This is a genomic window from Paraburkholderia sp. NMBU_R16 (assembly GCF_013282575.1).
GTDB lineage: Bacteria > Pseudomonadota > Gammaproteobacteria > Burkholderiales > Burkholderiaceae > Trinickia.
On record NZ_JAAAYE010000035.1, the window covers coordinates 18,476 to 39,381 of the forward strand.

The following is a 20,906-nucleotide window of genomic DNA, read 5'->3' on the forward strand; positions in this document are numbered from 1 at the left end:
TCGGCGCGTGAGCTCGGCGCCGAATCATCGACAGATACGACGACGTGCGGCGGCCTGCGCCGCACGAGCGTCAACGCGCGCCGCGTACGCGCCGCAATTCATCCAGTACGAGCAATATTGCGCCAATTACGATGGCGCTGTCGGCCAGATTGAACGCGGGCCAATGCCAGCCGCCGACATGGAAATCGAGGAAGTCGATTACCTGACCGTGAATGAGCCGATCGATGACATTGCCGAGCGCACCGCCCATGATCAGCGCGAGCGCCGTGCAAAACAGCCGCTGATTGCCGTGGCGCTTGAGCAGATAGACGATGACGAGGGCCGCCGCGACGCCGAGTGCCGTAAACGCCCAGCGTTGCCATCCGCTGGCGGCGGCCAGAAAGTTGAACGCCGCGCCGCGGTTGAAGACCAGGAACATATTGAAAAAGGGCGTGAGGGCGTACGGCGTCGCGTAGGCGAAGACCTTCCTGACCGCGACCTTCGTCAACTGATCGAACAGAATGACGATCAGTGCGATGCCGAGCCAGGGGCCGACCGTGGTGCCAGCCGGTAATGAGCGTGTTTTGGCCATTATGCGGCGCTCCTTTTCTCGCCTTCGCCGAACAGGTTGCTGAAGCAACGTCCGCACAGCGTCGGATGATCCGCATGTGCGCCGACATCGGCCCGATAGTGCCAGCAGCGTTCGCATTTCAAGTACCTCGACGCCTCGACTTCAACGCCTTGATCCTCTTGCGTGTCGACCTTGACCACGTTCGCGGCCGATGTGATCAGCACGAACTTGAGATCGTCGCCGAGACTCGCGAGCGCATCGTACGCGGCGCCGCTCGCGCGGATGGAGACTTCCGCCTGTAGCGACGAGCCGATCAGGTTTGCGACGCGTGCTTCTTCGAGCGCCTTCGTGACATCGCCGCGCACCTCGCGCAACAGCGCCCACTTCGAGAGCAGCGACTCGGTGCCCGGCACCTCGGGGTAGGCGTAGTACGTTTCCGTGAAAATTGTCTCGCTGCCCGGCTGGAACACTTGCCACGCTTCCTCGGACGTGAACGACAGGAACGGCGCCATCACGCGCAGCAAGCCCTGCGTAATATGGTAGAGCGCCGTTTGGGCCGAGCGGCGAGCGCTCGAATCGGCCGCGCTCGTGTAAAGCCGGTCCTTCAGCACGTCGAGGTAGAAGCCACCGAGGTCCTCGGAGCAATACGTCATCAGTTTCGCGACGACCGGATGGAACTCGTATTTCTCGTAGTGGGCCAGGATGTCGCGCTGCAATTCGGCCGAAAGCGCCACGGCGTAGCGGTCGATTTCGAGCCACTCGCTCGCCGGGCGCGCGTTGTTGGCGAAGTCGAAGTCCGATAGATTCGCGAGCAAAAAGCGCAGCGTGTTGCGAATCCGCCGGTAGCTTTCCGTCACGCGCTTGAGGATTTCCTCCGAGATCGCAAGCTCGCCCGAGTAATCGGTCGAGGCGATCCACAGGCGAATGATCTCGGCGCCGAGCCGGTTGGCGACATCGTGCGGATCGATGCCGTTGCCGAGCGACTTGCTCATCTTGCGGCCTTCGCCATCGACGGTGAAGCCGTGGGTGAGCAGCGCGCGATAGGGCGCGCGGCCGTCGAGCATCGAAGCCGTCAGCAGCGAGGAATGGAACCAGCCTCGATGCTGATCGGAGCCCTCGAGGTAAAGATCGGCCGGGAACTGCGAGACACTCGCATGCGAGCCCCGCAGTACGTGCCAATGCGTCGTACCCGAATCGAACCAGACATCGAGCGTATCGCGATTCTTTTCGTAGAGATTGGCGTCCTCCCCGAGCAGCTCGCGTGCGTCGAGCGCCTGCCACGCCTCGATGCCACCTTGCTCGACGCGCTGGGCGACTTCCTCGAGCAGGGCAAGCGTGCGCGGATGCAGTTCTCCCGTCTCCTTGTGGACGAAAAACGCCATCGGCACGCCCCATTGGCGCTGACGCGAGAGCGTCCAGTCGGGACGGTTCGCGATCATGCTGTGAAGGCGCTGCTTGCCCCATGACGGATAGAACGCCGTTGCCTCGACGCCGGCTAGCGCCGTTTCGCGCAGCGTTGCGCCGCCGTCCTTCGGCACGACATCCATGCCCGCGAACCATTGCGAGGTGGCGCGGTAGATGATCGGTGTCTTGTGGCGCCAACAGTGCATATAGCTGTGCGGGTACTTTTCCGTATGCAGCAGCGTGCCGGCCGTACCCAATGCCTCGACGATCTTGGGGTTGGCACTCCAGATCGACAGCCCGCCGAAAAGCGGCAGCGACTCGGCGTAGCGGCCGTCTCCCATCACCGGATTGAGGATGTCGGAGTCGGCCAGACCATGTGCTTTGCACGATTCGAAGTCTTCGACGCCGTAAGCCGGTGACGAGTGAACGATGCCGGTGCCCGTATCGGTCGTCACATAGTCGCCGAGATAGATGGGCGACGTGCGCTTGTAGCCCGGATGGGCATCCGCGAGCGGGTGCGTAAAGCGCAGGTTCGCCAGCTTCGCGCCCGGCGCGCTCGCCACGATCTGGCCGGTGAGGCCGAACAGGGCGAGGCTCGCTTCGACGCGCTCCTCAGCGAGGATCAGCATGCCCTTGGGCGTTTGCACGAGCGCATAGACGACTTCTGGATGAACGTTGAGGGCCTGGTTGGCCGGCAGCGTCCAGGGTGTCGTGGTCCAGATCACGATACCGCCTTGCGTGTCCGGCAACGCATTCAGGCCGAACGCCCGTGCGACGGGTTCCGTCTCGGCGAACGGGAAGAGCACGCTGACCGAAGGATCGGTGCGGTCCTTGTACTCGACTTCGGCTTCGGCAAGCGCGGAACCGCAATCGAAGCACCAGTTCACGGGCTTCAGGCCCCGGTAGACGTAGCCCTTTTCGAGAATCTTGGCGAGCGCGCGGATTTCACCGGCCTCGTTGCCGAAGTTCATCGTCTTGTACGGGTTGTCCCAATCGCCGAGCACGCCCAGACGCTTGAAGCCGGCCTTCTGCTTTTCGATCTGCTCGGCGGCGTAGGCGCGGGCCTTGCGCTGCACTTCGGCCGCCGGCAGCGACTTGCCGTACTGCTTTTCGATCTGGATCTCGATCGGCATGCCGTGACAGTCCCAACCGGGCACATAGGCCGCATCGAAGCCGGCCATATTGCGCGACTTGACGATGATGTCCTTGAGAATCTTGTTGACCGCGTGCCCGAGGTGGATGTCGCCGTTCGCATAGGGCGGGCCGTCGTGCAACACGAAGCGGGGCCGGCCAACGCTCGCGGCGCGGATCTTCTCGTAGACGCGCTTGTCCTCCCACTCCTTGACGCGCAGGGGTTCGCGCTTGGGCAGGTCGCCGCGCATCGGGAACGGCGTGTCGAGCAGGTTGACCGGATACTTGGCCTGGGGTTTCGAATCGGCTTTTTTGTCGCTCATGGTGGAATCGCTGAAAACGGTGGGCGCCTGTCCGCAGGCTCCCTTTACAGGTGTCGGACGGCCTCAGGCAAAGTAAGCGCGCGCGTTCGCGACATCGCGCGCAATCGCCGCGCTCAACGTTTCGAGGTCGACGTACTTTTGTTCGTCGCGCAGCTTCTTCAGGAATTCGACGCGCACGAGTTTGCCATAGGCGTCCCCATGCCAGTCGAGCAGGTGCACTTCGAGCAGCACACGGCCGGAGTCGTCGACGGTCGGGCGCACGCCGAGGCTCGCGACGCCGGGCAGCGGCTCGGCCTCGATGCCGTGCACCCGCACGACGAAGATGCCGGCCAGCGCGGGGCGCTTGTGCGCGATCGGCAGGTTCAACGTCGGAAAGCCGAGGTCCCGCCCGAGCGAGAGCCCGTGCACGACATGGCCGCTGATCACGTAGTCGCGCCCGAGCGCGGCCCGCGCGGCGTCGAGATCGCCCGCGACGAGCGCGGCCCGTACGGCCGAGCTCGAGATGCGCGCGCCGGCTGCGTCGGCGACGGTGTCCATTTGTTCGACCTCGAAGCCATGCCGCTCGCCGGCCGCGCGCAGCGAGGCGAAATCGCCGGCGCGCTTGGCGCCGTAGCGGAAATCGTCGCCGACCAGCACCCAGCGCGCGTGCAGGCCCTCGACGATGATGCGCTCGACGAACGTATCGGGCGATTGGCTCGCGAACGTGCGGTTGAAATGCTCGACGACGACCCGGTCCACGCCGTTCATGCGCAGCGCCTCCAGCTTGTCGCGCAGCATCGCGATACGCGGCGGCGCGCCGGCGGGATTGAAGAATTCGCGCGGATGCGGCTCGAACGTCATGACGCAGACGGGCAGGCCGCGCGCGCGGGCGGCTTCGCGCACGCGCGCGAGCAATGCCTGGTGACCGCGGTGGACACCGTCGAAATTGCCGATCGTCAGCGCGCACGGCGCGCGGCTTTCGGCATTGGGAAGACCGCGGAAGACTCTCACGATAACCGTCGAGTGGGCGGCGCGATGCCGCTAGGCCAAGGATCGATGCGGGCCTTGCCGGCGCCGCAAAACAAGAGATTATAAACGTTCGGGGCGTCGGACGGCGCCGCCGCGGCTGGCCCGCGGGTCCCCAATGATAAAATCGCCGGATGAAGAACATCGTAATTCTGATTTCCGGGCGGGGCAGCAATATGGAAGCGATCGTGCGCGCGGCGGCGCACGAAGGGTGGCCCGCCCGCATCGCCGCCGTCATCGCGAACCGGCCCGATGCATCCGGTCTCGCGTTCGCCGCGCGCGAAGGCATCGCCACGGCCATCGTCGATCATTGCGAGTACCCCGAGCGAGAGGCCTTCGACGCCGCGCTTGCGCGTGTCGTGGACAGCTTCGCTCCGGACCTCGTCGTCCTTGCCGGCTTCATGCGTGTGCTGACCACCGCTTTCGTCGAACGCTACGCGGGGCGCATGCTGAACGTGCATCCGTCGCTGCTGCCGAGCTTTCCTGGGTTGCACACGCATCGGCGTGCGCTAGAAGCAGGCGTGACGGTGCACGGGGCGACCGTGCATTTCGTCACGCCCCAGCTCGATCACGGGCCGATCGTCATCCAGGCCGCCGTGCCGATCGCGGCCGGCGACGACCCGGCCCGGCTCGCGGCACGCGTGCTCGCATCCGAGCACGTGGCCTACCCGCGCGCGGTGCGCTGGTTCGTGCAGGGGCGCCTGTCGCTCGACGGCATGCGCGTCAACGTGACGCCGCCCGAGCCGCAGTGGCTTTTTGCCGATACTCACCAAGAGGCGTGATGAATCCTCATCGCGCTCATATTCGTTGGCTGCCCGCGCCGGGGGCAGCTGCCCGCCCGGCCAGCGCCTGACGGGAGGCAACATGAAAACAAAGACTACTCGATCGAAACCCCTCTCGCCCACCTCGTCCGCTTCGCAGCCGAAGCCGCGCGGCCAAGTCGCGCGCCCGATGCGCGCACCCCGCGGCGCCAAATCGGGCGGTGCGCCCGGTGCCACGCCGGGGCGCTCGCGCGAAGGCGGAGTGCATGGTTTTCTCGTCGGCCAGACGGAGGCACTGATTGCGGAAGTGCTCAAGTTCACGGGTCCCGCCGACGCCACGACCAGCCGCTTTTTCCGTGCCCATCCGAAGCTCGGCCACAACGAGCGCGGCATCATCGCGGAGGCCGTATTTGCCGTGCTGCGCCGGCGCATGGAGTTCGCGCATCTGGCCGAAAGCGGCACCGGCGGGCCCATGCGGCGTCTTGCACTGCTCGGTCTCATGCAGACGGCCGGGCGTTCCGCGCTGCGGCCGTTCCTCTCCGAGGACGAGAACGCATGGCTCGAGCACGTGGCGAAGATCGATCCGCAGAGCCTGCCGCTGCGTATCCGGACGAATCTGCCCGACTGGATTGCCGAGGCGCTCGCCAAGCGTTTCGAGCCCGACGAGCTGGCCCAGCTCGCGGCGGCACTCAACTACCCGGCGCCGCTCGATTTGCGTGTGAATCCGCTCAAGGCGAGCCGCGAGCAGGTGCTGGCCGCGCTCGAAGAAGCCGGCATCGAAGCCGGCGCGACGCCGTTCGCTCCGCTCGGCGTCCGGGTGGTCGGCAAGCCGGCGCTCACGAAGCTCAAAGTGTTCGAGGACGGCTGGGTCGAGGTGCAGGACGAAGGCAGTCAGTTGCTGTGCTCGCTCGTCGCGCCGCGGCGCGGCGAGATGATCGTCGATTTTTGCGCGGGGGCGGGCGGCAAGACGCTCGCGCTCGGTGCCGCGATGCGCTCGACGGGGCGGCTCTATGCGTTCGACGTCGCCGAACGGCGGCTGGCGAAGCTCAAGCCGCGGCTTGCCCGCAGCGGTCTCTCGAACGTCCATCCGGTGCACATCGATAGCGAGCACGACATCAAGATCAAACGGCTCGCCGGCAAGATCGATCGCGTGCTCGTCGACGCACCGTGCAGCGGCCTCGGCACGCTGCGCCGCAACCCCGACCTCAAGTGGCGGCAAAGCGCGGCGTCGGTGGAGGAGCTGGCGCCGAAGCAGGCGTCGATTCTCGCGAGCGCCGCGCGGCTCGTGAAGCCGGGCGGGAGGCTCGTCTATGCGACTTGCAGCGTGCTCGAAGCGGAAAACGAGGCGGTCGTCGCGCAATTTCTGGCCGAGCACTCGGAGTTTGCGCTCGTGCCGGCGAGCGACGTGCTCGCTGAGCAGCGCATCGGTCTCGAGATGGGCGAGTATCTATCGCTGTGGCCGCATCGCCATGCGACCGACGGCTTTTTCGCCGCTGTGCTCGAACGCCGTACCTGAGCGGTGGCCGAGCGCCGTGCGTGGGTACTGTCCTCCCATGCCGGCGGCCGGCGCCCGGAGTCCCTCGAGATGACACAGAACCGCATTCTTTCCCATATGGTCGCGGGCCTGATCCGCGACTTCGGTCAGCCCGTGATGCTCTGGCAGGCCGGCATGCTCGTCGGGGCGCTGCTCGTCGCGTGGCTGCTCGCGCGCGTCGTGCGCCACAAGCTCGATTCGCGTCGCAGCGCGCGCCACGAGCCTGCGCGTTTCGGCGCCGAAAGTCTGCACAAGGCACTGCTTCCCCTGCTTGGCGGTGTACTCGTATGGATCGAGCAGACCGTCTTCGAAGACTACATGTCGACGTCGCTGCTCGAACTCGCATTGGTGCCGCTCATCGGTATCGCGCTGATCTATATCGTTTTCTTCGTTGCCCGACGCGTGTTCGGCCGCAACGGCCATGCTCACGCCTGGCTTTCCATCGCCGAAAAGATCGTCAGTGTCGTGGTCTGGGTAGCGATGGTGCTCTTCGTGCTGGGCATCCATGAGCAGGTGTTGCACTGGATGGATTCGGTGCGCTTTCGCGTCGGCAGCGAGCGGATGACGCTGCTGTCCATTGCGACGGGCGCGCTCTGGGTCTGTGCCACGCTGATCGTGGCGATGTGGGCGGGCTCGATGCTCGAGGAGCGCCTCATGCGGGCGCGCTCGATCGACGCCAATCTGCGCGTCGTGCTCGCCCGCACGGGCCGCGCGCTGCTGATTCTGGCCGCGGTGCTGATCAGCTTCTCGCTCGTCGGCATCGATATCACGGTGCTCGGGGTGTTCGGCGGCGCGCTCGGCGTCGGCCTGGGCTTCGGGCTCCAGAAGATCGCGAGCAACTACGTGTCGGGCTTCATCATCCTCATCGACCGGTCGCTGCGGATCGGCGACACGATCAACGTCGGCGGGCTGCAGGGGCTCGTGACACGGATCAGCACCCGTTATACGACCGTGCGCGGCCTGGATGGCATCGAAACGCTCGTTCCGAACGAAAAACTGATCACCGATGTCGTTCAGAACCACTCGTCGTTTCTCACGCGCGGCTATGCGAAAGCCGCCGTGCAAGTTGCCTACGACTCGGATATCGACCGGGCGATGGCGCTGCTCGCGCAAGCCGCGTGCGGCGTCGACCGCGTGCTCGAGGACCCGGCACCCGCGCCCTATTTCGTTTCGTTCGGCGCCGACGGGATCAATCTCGAGCTCGGGTTTTGGATCGAGGATGCGGCCAAGGGCACAGCCGGCGTGCGCTCCGCGGTCAACCGCAACATCTGGCGCCTTTTTTGCGAGCACGGCATCGCGATTCCCTATCCGACGCGCGAAGTGCGTATCGTCGGCGCCAGCGAGCCGACGGCACAGGACGTGGCGCAAGCATCGTAAGGCGGCGCGACCGATGCGGCCACATGCCGCAGGGCAAAGCAGTCGCGGCGGTGCAGGAAATCTTTTTTGTTACAACGACTTGCGATCATTGCAGTACAATGTTCATCTGTTTCAAGCGTTGCTTTCGTTTTTCTGACAGACGCGGGCCCCGGCTGGCGTCGTCGTTCCACAGGTAAAGGCCTTGTTGAATTCCCTGCTCGATTTCCTCGCGCACGGCTTGCTCCGTTTCTCATGGTGGCAAATCGTGCTTTTCGCGCTTGCCGTCACGCATGTGACGATCATCGGTGTGACGGTGTATCTTCACCGCTGCCAAGCTCACCGCGCGCTCGATTTGCATCCCATCGCCAGTCATTTCTTCCGCTTCTGGCTCTGGACGACCACCGGCATGCTGACGGGTCAGTGGGCGGCGATTCACCGCAAGCACCACGCCAAGTGCGAAACGGAGGAAGACCCGCACAGCCCCCAAACGCGCGGAATCTGGAAGGTACTGCTCGAAGGGGCCGAACTCTATCGCGCCGAAGCGAAGAACGAGGAGACAATCCGCCGCTTCAGCCACGGCACGCCCAACGACTGGATGGAGCGCAATGTGTATTCGCGTTACCCGATCCTCGGCGTGAGCCTGATGATGGTGGTCGATGTGGCGCTCTTCGGCATCGTGGGCCTCAGCGTATGGGCCGTGCAGATGATCTGGATTCCGTTTTGGGCGGCAGGCGTCGTCAACGGCCTCGCGCACTTCTGGGGTTATCGCAATTTCAACTCCGCCGACGCGAGCACGAATATCTTCCCCTGGGGCATCCTGATCGGCGGCGAGGAACTGCACAACAATCACCACACGTATGCGACATCGGCCAAGCTGTCGAACAAGTGGTTCGAGTTCGACATCGGCTGGGCCTATATCCGCATCCTGTCGGTGCTGGGGCTGGCGAAGGTGAAGAAGCTCGCGCCGACACCGCGCCTCATCGCACGCAAGTCCGTGCTCGATTACGACACACTCCAGGCCGTCCTCTCGAATCGCTACGAGGTCATGGCGCGCTACGGGAAGACGGTCAAGCGCGCGTATCGCCAGGAGCTTGCGCGCTTGAAGGAGATCGGCGCACGCGAAAAGTACATGCTGATGCGCAACGCGCGCACGTGGTTCCACAAGGAAAAAGAAGGCCTCGACGAACCGCAGAAACGTCAGCTCCCCGAGATTTTTGCCAACAACCAGACGTTGCGCACGTTCATCGAGCTGCGCGAGGAACTGGCCGCGATCTGGGATCGTTCCAACGCATCGCGCGAACAGTTGCTGGCCCAGTTGCAGGACTGGTGTCATCGCGCCGAACAAAGCGGCATCAAAGCGCTGCAGGAGTTCGCCCTGCGGCTGCGCCGATACGCCTGAGCGCGAATTCCATTAGAATTTCGAGACGTCACACAACACCCCGCGCTGGCGGGGTGTTGTTTTTTGTAGCGTCAGCTATACATGGGCTGCAGGCGCAATGGCCCAAGCGCCCCTGGTGTGGGACCGGAGATGAAGATGGCTTCGACGATCAAGACTGTCGAGTTCGATAAGCCGCTCGTAACGAGCGCGGCCGGCGCGGTATGCGGCGTTGGGCAGGCGTGGGCGAAAGTCACGCCTGCGCCGTCGCCGGAAGAGCGCAAGGCACTCAAGGCACGTATCCGTGAACTGCTCGTACGCGAGAAGGCCGTGCTCGTCGCGCATTACTATGTCGATCCGGATCTGCAGGAACTGGCCGACGAGACGGGCGGTTGTGTTGCCGATTCGCTCGAAATGGCGCGCTTCGGCCGCGATCACGAGGCGCAGACGCTCGTGGTCGCCGGCGTTCGGTTCATGGGCGAAACAGCCAAAATCCTGAGTCCTGACAAACGTATCCTGATGCCCGATCTCGACGCGACGTGCTCGCTCGATCTCGGCTGTCCGGCAGACGAGTTCTCCGCGTTTTGCGACGCGCACTCTGATCGCACCGTAGTCGTTTATGCGAACACGAGTGCTGCGGTCAAGGCGCGGGCGGATTGGATGGTCACATCGTCCATCGGACTCGAGATCGTTGCCGATCTGCACGCACGCGGCGAGAAGATTCTCTGGGCGCCCGATCGCCATCTGGGTCGATACATCCAGACGAAAACGGGCGCCGACATGCTGCTATGGCAAGGCTCCTGCCTCGTGCACGACGAGTTCAAGGGCATCGAGCTCGACTTGCTGCGCGCCGAATACCCCGAGGCGAAGGTCCTCGTCCATCCCGAGTCCCCGGAGAGCGTGGTGGCGCAAGCCGATGTCGTCGGTTCCACGACGCAGCTGATCGACGCGGCCAGGCGGCTGCCGGCGACTCACTTCATCGTCGCGACCGATCTCGGCATTCTTCATAAGATGCGCCTCGCCGCACCCGGCAAGACGTTCATCGAAGCGCCGACCGCCGGCAACAGCGCAACCTGCAAGAGCTGCGCGCATTGCCCGTGGATGGCGATGAACGGCCTTGCGAATCTTGCCGACGTGTTGGAGCGTGGGACGAACGAAATCTTCGTCGATCGCGCCATCGGCGAGCGGGCGCGCTTGCCGATCGACCGGATGCTTGCTTTCGCGGCGCAGCGCAAGGCGCGCGTCCAGGCAAGCGGCGATCTCGCGCGCGATGCTGCGCTCTTTGCCAACGTAGGTGCCGCATGACGAGCGCACGGCCGATGCAGTCGATGTCACAGGCAGAGCACAAGAACGCGGCCGCCGTGTCGCCTTTGTTTGCCGAAATCCGAACCGAGTACGGTGACGCATTCGATGCGGCGCTCGCTCGCAATGTCGCCGACGCGCTCGCGGAGGATATCGGTGATGGCGATCTGACAGGCCGGCTCGTCCCGGCCGACAGTGTGCGCGATGCCCGCGTCGTCGTTCGGGAAGATGCGGTGCTGTGCGGCGTGCCATGGTTTGCCGCCGTGATGCGCGAAGTCGACCCGACGATCGAACTCCATTGGCGGTACCGCGAGGGCGATCGCATGGCGCCCGATTCGGAGGTCTGCACGATGCGCGGTCCTGCGCGCGCGCTGCTGACCGCGGAGCGCAACGCGCTCAACTTTCTGCAATTGCTGTCGGGCGTGGCCACGGCGACTCGCCGCTACGCCGACATTGTCGCAGGCACGCGCGCACGCATCCTCGACACGCGCAAGACCTTGCCCGGGCTGCGGCTGGCTCAGAAATATGCCGTGCGCGTCGGTGGTGGGGCGAATCAGCGGCTAGCGCTCTACGACGGCATCCTCATCAAGGAGAACCATATCGCCGCGGCAGGCAGCGTGGGCGCCGCCCTCGAAGCCGCCTACGCGCTCGACGCCGGCGTATCGATCCAGATCGAGGTGGAGACGCTCTCGCAACTGGAGTCGGCGCTCGCGCACGGCGCTCAATCGATCCTGCTCGACAATTTCTCGTTCGACGCTATGCGCGACGCCGTCAAGCTCACGGCGGGCCGGGCGGTGCTGGAAGTGTCGGGCGGCGTCAACCTCGATACGGTGCGCGCGATCGCCGAGACCGGTGTCGATCGAATCTCGATCGGCGCGTTGACGAAGGATGTGCGCGCGACCGATTATTCGATGCGAATCGTCTGAGCCGTCACGTCACGCCGGTCACGCTTGCCGGTTGCGCACGCGCTCGGGCGACAGCACGGTGGGAAGCGCCTTCGGCAGGGCCGATGGCCAATCGCGCGAGAAGTGCAGCCCGCGGCTTTCGCGCCGCGAGCGGGCGCTTTCGACGATGAGCGAGGCGACATCGACGAGATTGCGCAGCTCCAGCAGATCCCGGCTGACCTTGAAGTTCGCGTAATACTCCTGAATCTCGTCCCGCAGCAGCGCGATCCGATGCCGAGCCCGCGCGAGCCGTTTATCCGTGCGCACGATACCGACGTAGTTCCACATGAGCCGCCGCAGTTCGTCCCAGTTATGGGCGACGACGACCTCTTCGTCGGGATCGGAAACGCGGCTTTCGTCCCAATCGGGCAGCGGCGCGTGAGCGGCGGCTTCGAACCCATCGCTTTGGATCGCCGCGGACGCCGCGCGCCCAATGACGAGGCATTCGAGCAGCGAGTTGCTGGCAAGACGGTTCGCGCCGTGCAGCCCTGTGCAGGCCGTTTCGCCGACGGCAAAAAGCCCGGCCAGATCCGTGCGGCCGGCCAGATCCGTGACGACCCCGCCGCACGTGTAATGGGCCGCGGGCACGACGGGAATCGGATCTTTCGTGATATCGATGCCGAACTCGAGGCAGCGCGCGAGGATCGTCGGGAAGTGCTCGTGCAGGAAAGCGGCTGGCTGATGACTGATGTCGAGATAGACGCAATCGATGCCGCGCTTCTTGATTTCGAAGTCGATGGCGCGCGCGACGATATCGCGTGGGGCGAGCTCGGCGCGTTCGTCATGGGCCGGCATGAAACGCGTGCCGTCGGGCAGTAGCAGGCGTCCGCCTTCGCCGCGCACGGCTTCCGTGATCAGGAATGATTTCGCGTAGGGGTGAAAGAGGCAGGTCGGGTGGAACTGGATGAACTCCATGTTCGAGACCCGGCAGCCGGCGCGCCATGCCATGGCAATCCCGTCGCCGGTAGCGGTGTCGGGATTCGTTGTATAGAGATAGACCTTGCCGGCGCCGCCCGTGGCCAAGACGGTGTGCGGCGCTTGCAGCGTGACGGTACGCCCGCTCGCGAGGTCCAGCGCATACAGGCCATGGCAGCGACGGCCCGGAAGACCGAGGCGATCGGATGTAATGAGATCGATCGCGTAGTGGTCTTCGAGCAGCGTGATGTTCGGGTGACGGCGCACGCATTCCGAAAGCGTGGCGACGACGGCATGGCCCGTGGCATCGGCTGCGTGAATGATCCGCCGGTGGCTGTGGCCGCCTTCACGCGTCAGGTGAAAGCCGAGTTCGGCCGCCGCGTCACGCGTAAATGGCACGCCTTGCGCGATCAGCCATTCGATCGCCGAGCGGCCGCCTTCGACGATAAAGCGGGTTGCCGCTTCGTCGCAGAGCCCGCCTCCGGCAACGAGCGTGTCGTTGACATGATTTTCGATGCTGTCCGCGGAATCGAGCACCGCTGCGATACCGCCTTGCGCCCAGTCGCTCGCACCCTCGGTCATCGAGCGTTTCGCCACGACGGCCACGCGGCGCGTCTCGGCGAGATTCAGTGCAACGGTCAACCCTGCCAGCCCGCTGCCCACGATCACGACATCGAAATTCATGTTTTGTCCTTGTCCTCAGTCTCGGGCTCGGCGTCGCCTGGCGGTTTGCAACGAAGCCATGCGCAAAAAGCCCCGCACGAGGGCGGGGCTTTTCGTTGTCTTCAGGCTCGCCGAAAACCAGATTACTTGATCTTGGTTTCCTTGTACTCAACATGCTTGCGGACGACGGGATCGAACTTCATGATCGCCATCTTTTCCGGCATGTTGCGCTTGTTCTTGGTCGTCGTATAGAAGTGACCCGTACCTGCGGTCGACTCGAGCTTGATCTTGTCGCGTGCGCCTTTTGCCATGATTTACTCCTTACACTTCGCCGCGTGCGCGCAGATCGGCGAGCACGGAGTCGATGCCGTTCTTGTCAATGAGGCGCAGGCCGGCGTTCGAAATGCGCAGGCGCACCCACCGGTTTTCGCTCTCCACCCAGAAACGGCGGTATTGCAGATTCGGCAGGAAGCGCCGCTTCGTCTTGTTGTTCGCGTGGGAAACGTTGTTGCCGCTCATCGGCGCTTTCCCAGTTACTTGGCATACGCGTGCCATATGAGAGCACTCCTAAAACGCTTTTATTCGGGGTTCGAGCCTCGGCTCAAGCCGGCTGGCCGACTCTGGGCCAACTGCCGGGCCTGACGATTCTTACCGCTTCTTACGTTACGGATCGAGGCTGCGGAACGTGTTGGAAAAGAGGTAGACGGCGATTCTAGCAGAAAAAGAGCCGATAAATCAAACCGAATTTGCATTCCGCCCGCCGGAGCGCCGCCAGGCAGGGCCGCGCACGTCAAAGCCACCCGGCGTGCGCGAACGAGAAAACGGCGCTGCGACCCACCACGAGGTGATCGACGAGCTTGATGTCGACGAGCGCCAGGGCGTCGCGCAGCATGCGGGTGAGCTGGCGGTCGCTCGCGCTCGGCTGCGCCGCGCCCGAGGGGTGATTATGCGCCACGACGAGCGCGGCGGCATTGACGGCCAACGCTCGGCGCACGATTTCGCGCGGGTAGACGGCCATGCGCGTGAGCGAGCCGCGTGCGCTTTCCTCGCTGTCGATGAGCCGGTGGCGCGCATCGAGAAACAAGCAGACGAATACCTCGTACGGCCGGGTACCGATCAGCAGGCGCACGTAGTCTTCCACCGCGGCACTCGAATCGATGAATGGCATCTCGCGGGCCTTTTCGGCGAGCGCGCGACGGGCCATCTCCACGACCGCCAGCAACACGGCCGTTTTGGCCGGCCCGATGCCGCGCAGTCCCCGGAAGTCCGCCGGTGTTGCCTCCAGCATGCTGCGCAGGGAGCCGAAACGCTCGAGCAGCGACCGGGCGAGTTCGAAGACGTCGCGCCCGGGCAGGCCGCAGCCAAGGAAAATGGCGATGAGCTCGGTGTCGGAAAGCGCGCCCGCTCCGGCGCCGAAGAGCCGCTCGCGCGGCATGTCGCGCGAGCGCCGCTCTTGCGCCTCTTTTTCCGCCATGCCGGCGATGGGACAGGAACTATCCCGCATCAACGCTCTCCCACCATCGCGAGCCGCGGCGGCGGTGTGCCCGGCCGCGTCTTCGCCGCCCATGCGTGCCCACCGCCAGGTGACTTACAATACAGACTTTGCGCCGGGCGCCGCTGCGCGCGACGCGGCCGCGGTGGTCTTGCGTTGCACGCACGGCGCGCACCCTGCGCTCCGACCGAACGAGTTATTCCCATGAGCATCATCGATCTCTCCGAAGTTAAACCCGGCTCGCACGTCACGCTCCACTACCGGCTTGCGCTGGCCGACGGCGCCGACATCGTCAGTACCTTCGGAGACAAGCCGGCTACGCTGCTCGTCGGGGCGGGGCAAATCGCGCCGCCGCTGGAAGACATTCTCGTGGGGCTCAAGACGGGACACCATTCAACCTTCCGGCTAGGTGCGGGAAAAGCCTTCGGCGAGCGCAATCCCGAGCTGGTTCAGCGCGTCGCGCTGGCCGTGTTGCGCGAAAACGGCATGGTCGACGAGGATTTCACTCCGGGCGACGTGATCGAATTCAACGCGCCGGACGGCGGCCGCTATGCGGGCGTGCTCAAGGAGGTCGGCGAAACGTCGGCGCTTTTCGACTTCAATCACCCGCTCGCGGGCCAGGCGCTCACGTTCGAAGTGAAAATCATCGGAATTTTGTAAGACATGAGCTTCATGGAAACTTCCCTCGCCACCGCCGAGATTTTGCTCGCCCAGCCGCGAGGCTTTTGCGCGGGCGTCGATCGCGCGATCGAAATCGTCGAGCGCGCGATCAAGCTGTTCGGTGCGCCGATCTACGTGCGCCACGAGATCGTCCATAACGCCTATGTCGTCGAGGACTTGCGCAAAAAGGGCGCGGTCTTCGTCGAGTTGCTCGACGAAGTACCGGCTGGCAGCACGGTCATCTTCAGCGCGCACGGCGTATCGAAGGCCGTGCGCGACGAGGCCGATGCGCGCGGACTGCGCATTTTCGACGCGACTTGCCCGCTCGTGACGAAAGTACACATCGAAGTCGCGAAGATGCGGCAAGAAGGCCTCGATATCATCATGATCGGCCACAAGGGGCATCCCGAGGTCGAGGGGACGATGGGGCAGTGCGCCGAGGGCATGTATCTCGTCGAAAGCGTCGAGGACGTCAATTCCCTCGAGCCGGCCGACCCCGAGCGCATCGCCTTCGTCACGCAAACGACACTTTCCGTGGACGATGCGTCGGAAATCATTTCGGCGCTGAAATCCCGCTTTCCGTCCATCCGCGAGCCGAAAAAGCAGGATATCTGCTATGCCACCCAAAATCGCCAGGATGCGGTCAAATTCATGGCACCGCAGTGCGATGTCGTAATCGTCGTCGGCAGTCCCAACAGCTCGAATTCGAACAGGCTCCGGGAAGTCGCGCAAAAGCGCGGCGTGCCCGCATATATGGTCGATGCGCCCGAACAGATCGATCCGGCCTGGGTCGAAGGCAAACGCCGCATCGGCGTGACGGCCGGCGCCTCGGCTCCGGAAGTGCTGGCACAGGCGGTGATCGGCCGGTTGCGCGAACTGGGCGTGCGCAACGTGCGCGCGCTGGACGGCATCGAGGAGGGCATCGCTTTCCCCCTGCCACGCGGCCTGACGCTGCCCGAGTAAGCTTCGCTGCCGACAGTCTCGTCGGATTCCCTTTCTCAAAAAAAAGCGCGCCCCCGAGCGCGCTTTTTTGTTCGCCATTTGCGCTCGCCTTGCGTGGTTGCTCCTCAAAATGTGCGCAAGATCGCAACCGGGTTGCAATCCGAGCCAAATAGATGCCTCAAAAAAAGGTTGCAATGCAGGAAAACCCTGCCGATCCCCTTTATTGGCCACTCCTGAATTGGAGTTACAATGCGCGCGTCCTAAAGGTCTGGTGACCTTCGGCACTAGTTTCGGCAAGGCGCAGGAGACCGAGTTAATGCATGTCCAGTTTGCTTACGCCGCGATCGGCAAGTCGAGCAGCGGCGAGGCGAGCGATGGCGAGGCGGCGGTGGCTTTCGCCGCCCGCGCACTCGGCACGGCTCTCGCGGGAACGAGGCAGGGCTGGCGTGTGCGGCCGGCTCGCGCCGGCATGGCCCGGAATCGTGCGACGAATGGCGGTGCCGTGACGGTACCCGTCACGGCACCGGTTCATCGTAGTAATGAAGAAGCAGTAGTCCGACGGCACCGCTACCCGACGGTGCCGTTTTTGCATCCGCCTCATCGGGCCGGCCGCCGGATCACGGCTACATGCGGCGCGTGTGAGGCGGCCAACCCTTACCGGTTTTTTCATCAGTACCCGCAGTGCCGTTGCGATTTTCGCCAACCGTCCGCATTACGGCGGACACCGGGCGCAAATCCAATTGCACTGGCTAAGGAGCTTTAAATGGATATCTTCATCCAGCAGATCCTCAACGGTCTGGTGCTCGGCAGCGTTTATGCCATCATCGCACTGGGCTACACAATGGTGTACGGCATTCTGGGCATCATCAACTTCGCCCACGGCGACGTGCTGATGGTGGGCGCGATGGTTGCGTTATCGACCATCTCGGTGCTGCACAACCACTTCCCCGGACTCGGCAACGTTCCGACGTTGATCATCGGGCTCGTCGTTGCCGCTGCGGTGTGCGCGGTCGTAGGCTACGTGATCGAACGCGCCGCCTACCGGCCCTTGCGGCGGGCGCCTCGCCTCGCGCCGCTCATTACCGCAATCGGGGTATCGATCCTGCTGGAGACGCTGGCCATGATGATCTGGTCGCGCAATCCGCTGCCGTTCCCGCAGCTCCTGTCGACCGATCCGATCAACGTCATCACCGCCGGCGAGAACAATCCGGGCGCGGTCATCTCGATGACTGAAATCGTGATCATCGCCGTCGCGTTCCTTGTCATGGGCGGCCTGCTGCTGCTCGTGCACAAGACGAAGCTCGGCCGCGCGATGCGCGCGATCGCCGAGAACCCGAACGTCGCGAGCCTCATGGGCGTGAACCCCAACTTCGTCATCTCGGCAACCTTCATGATCGGCTCCGCGCTCGCCGCGCTGGCGGGCGTCATGATCGCGTCTGAATACGGCAACGTGCACTTTTACATGGGCTTCATTCCCGGCATGAAGGCGTTCACGGCCGCGGTGCTCGGCGGCATCGGCAACCTCGGCGGCGCGATGGTCGGCGGCGTGGTGCTCGGCCTGATCGAACAGCTTGGGGCCGGCTACATCGGCAATCTGACGGGCGGTGTGTTCGGCAGTAACTATCAGGACGTATTCGCATTCATCGTGCTGATCATCGTCCTCGTCTTCCGTCCGTCGGGTCTGCTCGGCGAGCGCGTGGCAGACCGTGCGTAAGGGCAAGGAGCAAGGAACATGACCTCAATTCAACCGATCGAGCCGTCCACGACGCTCATCCCTGAAAAGAACGCAGCGAAGACCCTCGTCGTCGGTGTGCTGACTGCCGCTCTCGTGATCGCGGCCCCGCTTCTGATCGGCGCAGCCGGCGGCAACTACTGGGTGCGCGTGCTCGACTTCGCGATGCTCTATGTGATGCTCGCGCTGGGCCTGAACGTCGTGGTGGGCTTTGCCGGCCTGCTCGATTTGGGCTACATCGCCTTTTACGCGGTGGGGGCCTACACGGCGGCGCTGCTCACTTCGCCGCACCTCGCGAACCAGTTCGAGTGGATCGGTCATATGTTCCCCGGCGGCATCCATGCGCCGTACTGGGTGGTCGTGCCGATCGCGATGGGGCTCGCCGCGCTCTTCGGTGTGCTGCTTGGCGCTCCGACGCTGCGGCTGCGCGGCGATTACCTCGCCATCGTGACCTTGGGCTTCGGGGAAATCGTCCGGATCTTCATGAACAACCTCGACCGTCCGGTGAACATTACGAACGGGCCGCAGGGCATTACGGGCGTCGACCCGGTTCACGTGGCCGGCTTCAATCTGTCGCAGACGCATACGCTGTTCGGCATGCAGTTGCCGTCGGTCTACATGTATTACTACCTGTTCGTGCTGTGTTCGCTGTTCGTCATCTGGGTTTGCACGCGGTTGCAGCACTCGCGTATCGGTCGCGCCTGGGCCGCCATTCGCGAAGACGAAATCGCCGCCAAGGCGATGGGCATCAACACGCGTAACGTGAAACTGCTCGCATTCGCGATGGGCGCATCGTTCGGCGGCCTGTCGGGAGCGATGTTCGCGGGCTTTCAAGGTTTCGTGTCGCCCGAATCGTTCACGTTCTGGGAATCGGTCGTTGTGCTGGCTTGCGTCGTACTGGGCGGCATGGGCCACATCCCCGGCGTGATTCTTGGCGCAGTGCTCCTCGCCATCTTCCCCGAATTCCTGCGCTCGACGATGGGTCCGCTGCAGCACTGGATCTTTGGTCACCAGATCGTCGATACGGAAGTGATCCGTCAGTTGCTCTACGGCCTCGCCATGGTGCTCATCATGCTCTATCGCTCGGAGGGCTTGTGGCCCGCGGCGAAGCATGAGGACCGAATCGCGAAACTGGCCAAGCGCGGCAGCAAGAAGCCGGCGCGCGCCTAATGCCCGAAGCCAAGGCTGGAGATATTTTTATGAGCAACAAATCCATTCGACTGTCCGTCACGGGCGTGAACAAGCGCTTCGGGGGGCTGCAGGCGCTGTCCGACGTCGGCTTGCAAATCGAGGAAGGACAGATCTACGGTCTGATCGGCCCGAACGGAGCCGGCAAGACGACGTTCTTCAACGTGATCACCGGCCTTTACACGCCCGACTCGGGCGAGTTCAGGCTCGACGGCCAGGAATACAAGCCGGAAGCCGTCTACCAGGTGGCGAAGGCGGGGATCGCGCGTACCTTCCAGAACATCCGCCTTTTCGGCGGCATGACGGCGCTCGAAAACGTCATGGTCGGCCGTCACGTGCGCACGAAGCACGGCCTGTTCGGCGCAGTGTTCCAGACGCCGGCCGAGCGCCAGGAAGAGCGCGAGATCAAGGAGCGCGCGCTGGAGCTGCTGGAGTACGTGGGCGTGCTGCAATACGCCGACTACACGGCGCGCAACCTCTCGTACGGCCATCAGCGCCGGCTCGAGATCGCACGCGCGCTCGCCACCGATCCGAAGCTGCTCGCGCTCGATGAGCCGGCCGCGGGGATGAACGCGACGGAAAAGCTCGAGCTCACCAAGCTGCTCGACAAAATCCGTAGCGACGGCAGGACGATCCTGCTCATCGAGCACGACGTGAAGCTCGTGATGCACCTGTGCAATCGCATGACGGTGCTCGATTACGGCAAGGTGATCGCCGAAGGTCTGCCGCAGGATGTGCAGAAAGACCCGAAGGTGATCGAGGCATATCTCGGAGCGGGGGTCCACTGATGGCTACGGCAATGTTGAAAATCAAGGGCCTGCAGGTCAACTACGGCGGCATTCAAGCGGTCAAGGGCGTCGACATGGAGGTCGCGCAGGGCGAACTCGTCACGCTGATCGGCGCGAACGGTGCCGGCAAGACCACGACGATGAAGGCCATCACGGGCTTGAAGCCCTATTCGGCCGGTGACATCGAGTACAACGGTCAATCGATCAAGGGCGTGCCGCCGCACGAACTGCTCAAGCGCGGTCTGGCGATGGTGCCGGAAGGGCGCGGCATCTTCGCGCGCATGTCGATCGTCGAGAACATGCAGATGGGTGCGTATCTGCGTAACGATACGGACGGCATCAAGAAGGACGTCGAGCGTATGTTCGGCTTCTTCCCGCGCTTGAAGGAGCGGGCGAGCCAGCTCGCGGGCACGCTTTCGGGCGGCGAGCAGCAGATGCTGGCGATGGCGCGCGCCGTGCTGTCGAAGCCTAAGCTGCTGTTGCTCGACGAACCGTCGATGGGTCTCTCGCCGATCATGGTCGAGAAAATCTTCGAGGTCGTAAGGGAAATTTCGAAGGAGGGCATCACGGTGCTGCTGGTCGAGCAGAACGCGCGGCTCGCGCTTCAGGCTGCGGACCGTGGCTATGTGATGGACTCGGGCGCGGTCACCATGTCGGGCAACGCGAAGGACATGCTCGACGATCCGAAGGTACGCGCAGCTTATCTCGGCGAGTAAGAGCGAGTCGTGACCGGGCGGGCGTGTTCGCCCGCCCCAACGTGAAAGGCCGCATGTTCCAGCATGCGGCCTTTGTCGTTTATCGTCGGTCCGTGTGGGGGCACTGTGTATGGCCCCGCGGCGCA

At 64.1% G+C, this 20,906-nt stretch carries 18 protein-coding genes and 1 pseudogene; 12 read left to right on the top strand and 7 right to left on the bottom strand.

Features of this window, described 5'->3' with window-relative positions:
- Nucleotides 1-70 precede the first annotated feature (70 nt).
- The 3 genes and pseudogenes from lspA to GWC77_RS18170 all read right to left on the bottom strand — a co-directional run.
- Nucleotides 71-571: a signal peptidase II gene (lspA, locus tag GWC77_RS18160; RefSeq protein ID WP_173259253.1), complete on the bottom strand. Its 501-nt coding sequence runs from the start codon at nt 569-571 to the stop codon at nt 71-73.
- Nucleotides 571-3,408, bottom strand: a complete 2,838-nt coding sequence (gene ileS, locus GWC77_RS18165) for an isoleucine--tRNA ligase (RefSeq protein WP_173259255.1) — start codon at nt 3,406-3,408, stop codon at nt 571-573. The genes lspA and ileS overlap by 1 nt, the downstream gene beginning before the upstream one ends.
- 69 nt (nt 3,409-3,477) lie before the next feature.
- Nucleotides 3,478-4,398, bottom strand: a pseudogene (locus GWC77_RS18170) (bifunctional riboflavin kinase/FAD synthetase); the annotation flags it as partial.
- 149 nt (nt 4,399-4,547) lie between these two features.
- Between GWC77_RS18170 and purN the strand changes: the two are divergent.
- The 6 genes from purN to nadC all read left to right on the top strand — a co-directional run bounded on the left by purN (nt 4,548) and on the right by nadC (nt 11,667).
- Nucleotides 4,548-5,195 (top strand): phosphoribosylglycinamide formyltransferase, encoded by a 648-nt coding sequence (gene purN / locus GWC77_RS18175; RefSeq protein WP_173259256.1) that lies wholly within the window; start codon nt 4,548-4,550, stop codon nt 5,193-5,195.
- Nucleotides 5,196-5,364: 169 nt separating this feature from the next.
- Nucleotides 5,365-6,690 (top strand): RsmB/NOP family class I SAM-dependent RNA methyltransferase, encoded by a 1,326-nt coding sequence (locus GWC77_RS18180; protein ID WP_173259309.1) that lies wholly within the window; start codon nt 5,365-5,367, stop codon nt 6,688-6,690.
- 69 nt (nt 6,691-6,759) lie between these two features.
- A complete protein-coding gene (locus GWC77_RS18185) occupies nt 6,760-8,085 on the top strand; it encodes a mechanosensitive ion channel family protein (RefSeq protein ID WP_173259258.1) in 1,326 nt (441 codons plus the stop codon).
- 181 nt (nt 8,086-8,266) lie between these two features.
- On the top strand, nt 8,267-9,463 hold the full coding sequence (locus GWC77_RS18190) for an acyl-CoA desaturase (protein WP_173259260.1): 1,197 nt from the start codon (nt 8,267-8,269) through the stop codon (nt 9,461-9,463).
- A gap of 135 nt (nt 9,464-9,598) precedes the next feature.
- Nucleotides 9,599-10,744 (top strand): quinolinate synthase NadA, encoded by a 1,146-nt coding sequence (gene nadA, locus GWC77_RS18195; RefSeq protein WP_173259262.1) that lies wholly within the window; start codon nt 9,599-9,601, stop codon nt 10,742-10,744.
- The gene (nadC, locus tag GWC77_RS18200) at nt 10,741-11,667 is read left to right on the top strand and encodes a carboxylating nicotinate-nucleotide diphosphorylase (protein ID WP_254367024.1); all 927 of its coding nucleotides are present in this window, start codon (nt 10,741-10,743) and stop codon (nt 11,665-11,667) included. Before nadA ends, nadC begins: the two co-directional genes overlap by 4 nt.
- Before the next feature lie 18 nt (nt 11,668-11,685).
- On the opposite strand, the gene nadB is transcribed toward nadC, so the two are convergent.
- The 4 genes from nadB to radC form a co-directional block, all read right to left on the bottom strand.
- Nucleotides 11,686-13,284: an L-aspartate oxidase gene (gene nadB / locus GWC77_RS18205; protein WP_173259263.1), complete on the bottom strand. Its 1,599-nt coding sequence runs from the start codon at nt 13,282-13,284 to the stop codon at nt 11,686-11,688.
- A 122-nt stretch (nt 13,285-13,406) separates the two neighbouring features.
- Nucleotides 13,407-13,574, bottom strand: a complete 168-nt coding sequence (rpmG, locus tag GWC77_RS18210; RefSeq protein ID WP_121281636.1) for a 50S ribosomal protein L33 — start codon at nt 13,572-13,574, stop codon at nt 13,407-13,409.
- A gap of 10 nt (nt 13,575-13,584) precedes the next feature.
- Entirely contained in the window at nt 13,585-13,818 is a 234-nt protein-coding gene (gene rpmB / locus GWC77_RS18215) for a 50S ribosomal protein L28 (protein WP_173259265.1), read from the bottom strand.
- Between the two features lie 235 nt (nt 13,819-14,053).
- Nucleotides 14,054-14,767: a DNA repair protein RadC gene (radC, locus tag GWC77_RS18220; protein WP_367949060.1), complete on the bottom strand. Its 714-nt coding sequence runs from the start codon at nt 14,765-14,767 to the stop codon at nt 14,054-14,056.
- Nucleotides 14,768-14,959: 192 nt separating this feature from the next.
- On the opposite strand from radC, the gene GWC77_RS18225 reads away from it, so the two are divergent.
- The 6 genes from GWC77_RS18225 to GWC77_RS18250 all read left to right on the top strand — a co-directional run bounded on the left by GWC77_RS18225 (nt 14,960) and on the right by GWC77_RS18250 (nt 20,781).
- Nucleotides 14,960-15,415: a peptidylprolyl isomerase gene (locus tag GWC77_RS18225; protein ID WP_173259269.1), complete on the top strand. Its 456-nt coding sequence runs from the start codon at nt 14,960-14,962 to the stop codon at nt 15,413-15,415.
- A gap of 3 nt (nt 15,416-15,418) precedes the next feature.
- Nucleotides 15,419-16,378 carry a 4-hydroxy-3-methylbut-2-enyl diphosphate reductase gene (gene ispH, locus GWC77_RS18230; RefSeq protein ID WP_173259271.1) on the top strand — a complete coding sequence of 320 codons (960 nt, stop codon included), beginning with the start codon at nt 15,419-15,421 and terminating at the stop codon, nt 16,376-16,378.
- A gap of 742 nt (nt 16,379-17,120) precedes the next feature.
- A complete protein-coding gene (locus GWC77_RS18235) occupies nt 17,121-18,071 on the top strand; it encodes a branched-chain amino acid ABC transporter permease (RefSeq protein WP_173259273.1) in 951 nt (316 codons plus the stop codon).
- A gap of 18 nt (nt 18,072-18,089) precedes the next feature.
- Nucleotides 18,090-19,259, top strand: a complete 1,170-nt coding sequence (locus GWC77_RS18240; RefSeq protein WP_173259275.1) for an ABC transporter ATP-binding protein — start codon at nt 18,090-18,092, stop codon at nt 19,257-19,259.
- Between the two features lie 29 nt (nt 19,260-19,288).
- Nucleotides 19,289-20,065, top strand: a complete 777-nt coding sequence (locus GWC77_RS18245) for an ABC transporter ATP-binding protein (RefSeq protein ID WP_173259277.1) — start codon at nt 19,289-19,291, stop codon at nt 20,063-20,065.
- The gene (locus GWC77_RS18250) at nt 20,065-20,781 is read left to right on the top strand and encodes an ABC transporter ATP-binding protein (RefSeq protein WP_173259279.1); all 717 of its coding nucleotides are present in this window, start codon (nt 20,065-20,067) and stop codon (nt 20,779-20,781) included. The genes GWC77_RS18245 and GWC77_RS18250 overlap by 1 nt, the downstream gene beginning before the upstream one ends.
- Nucleotides 20,782-20,906: the final 125 nt, after the last annotated feature.

Bases quoted from the DNA above. Each gene is read 5' to 3' on its own strand.
- lspA (WP_173259253.1), bottom strand. From the start codon at position 571: ATGGCCAAAACACGCTCATTACCGGCTGGCACCACGGTCGGCCCCTGG.
- GWC77_RS18225 (WP_173259269.1), top strand. From the start codon at position 14,960: ATGAGCATCATCGATCTCTCCGAAGTTAAACCCGGCTCGCACGTCACG.
- GWC77_RS18185 (WP_173259258.1), top strand. From the start codon at position 6,760: ATGACACAGAACCGCATTCTTTCCCATATGGTCGCGGGCCTGATCCGC.
- GWC77_RS18235 (WP_173259273.1), top strand. From the start codon at position 17,121: ATGGATATCTTCATCCAGCAGATCCTCAACGGTCTGGTGCTCGGCAGC.
- ileS (WP_173259255.1), bottom strand. From the start codon at position 3,408: ATGAGCGACAAAAAAGCCGATTCGAAACCCCAGGCCAAGTATCCGGTC.
- radC (WP_367949060.1), bottom strand. From the start codon at position 14,767: ATGCGGGATAGTTCCTGTCCCATCGCCGGCATGGCGGAAAAAGAGGCG.
- rpmG (WP_121281636.1), bottom strand. From the start codon at position 13,574: ATGGCAAAAGGCGCACGCGACAAGATCAAGCTCGAGTCGACCGCAGGT.
- GWC77_RS18250 (WP_173259279.1), top strand. From the start codon at position 20,065: ATGGCTACGGCAATGTTGAAAATCAAGGGCCTGCAGGTCAACTACGGC.
- nadB (WP_173259263.1), bottom strand. From the start codon at position 13,284: ATGAATTTCGATGTCGTGATCGTGGGCAGCGGGCTGGCAGGGTTGACC.
- purN (WP_173259256.1), top strand. From the start codon at position 4,548: ATGAAGAACATCGTAATTCTGATTTCCGGGCGGGGCAGCAATATGGAA.
- nadC (WP_254367024.1), top strand. From the start codon at position 10,741: ATGACGAGCGCACGGCCGATGCAGTCGATGTCACAGGCAGAGCACAAG.
- nadA (WP_173259262.1), top strand. From the start codon at position 9,599: ATGGCTTCGACGATCAAGACTGTCGAGTTCGATAAGCCGCTCGTAACG.
- GWC77_RS18240 (WP_173259275.1), top strand. From the start codon at position 18,090: ATGACCTCAATTCAACCGATCGAGCCGTCCACGACGCTCATCCCTGAA.
- ispH (WP_173259271.1), top strand. From the start codon at position 15,419: ATGAGCTTCATGGAAACTTCCCTCGCCACCGCCGAGATTTTGCTCGCC.
- rpmB (WP_173259265.1), bottom strand. From the start codon at position 13,818: ATGGCACGCGTATGCCAAGTAACTGGGAAAGCGCCGATGAGCGGCAAC.
- GWC77_RS18245 (WP_173259277.1), top strand. From the start codon at position 19,289: ATGAGCAACAAATCCATTCGACTGTCCGTCACGGGCGTGAACAAGCGC.
- GWC77_RS18180 (WP_173259309.1), top strand. From the start codon at position 5,365: ATGCGCGCACCCCGCGGCGCCAAATCGGGCGGTGCGCCCGGTGCCACG.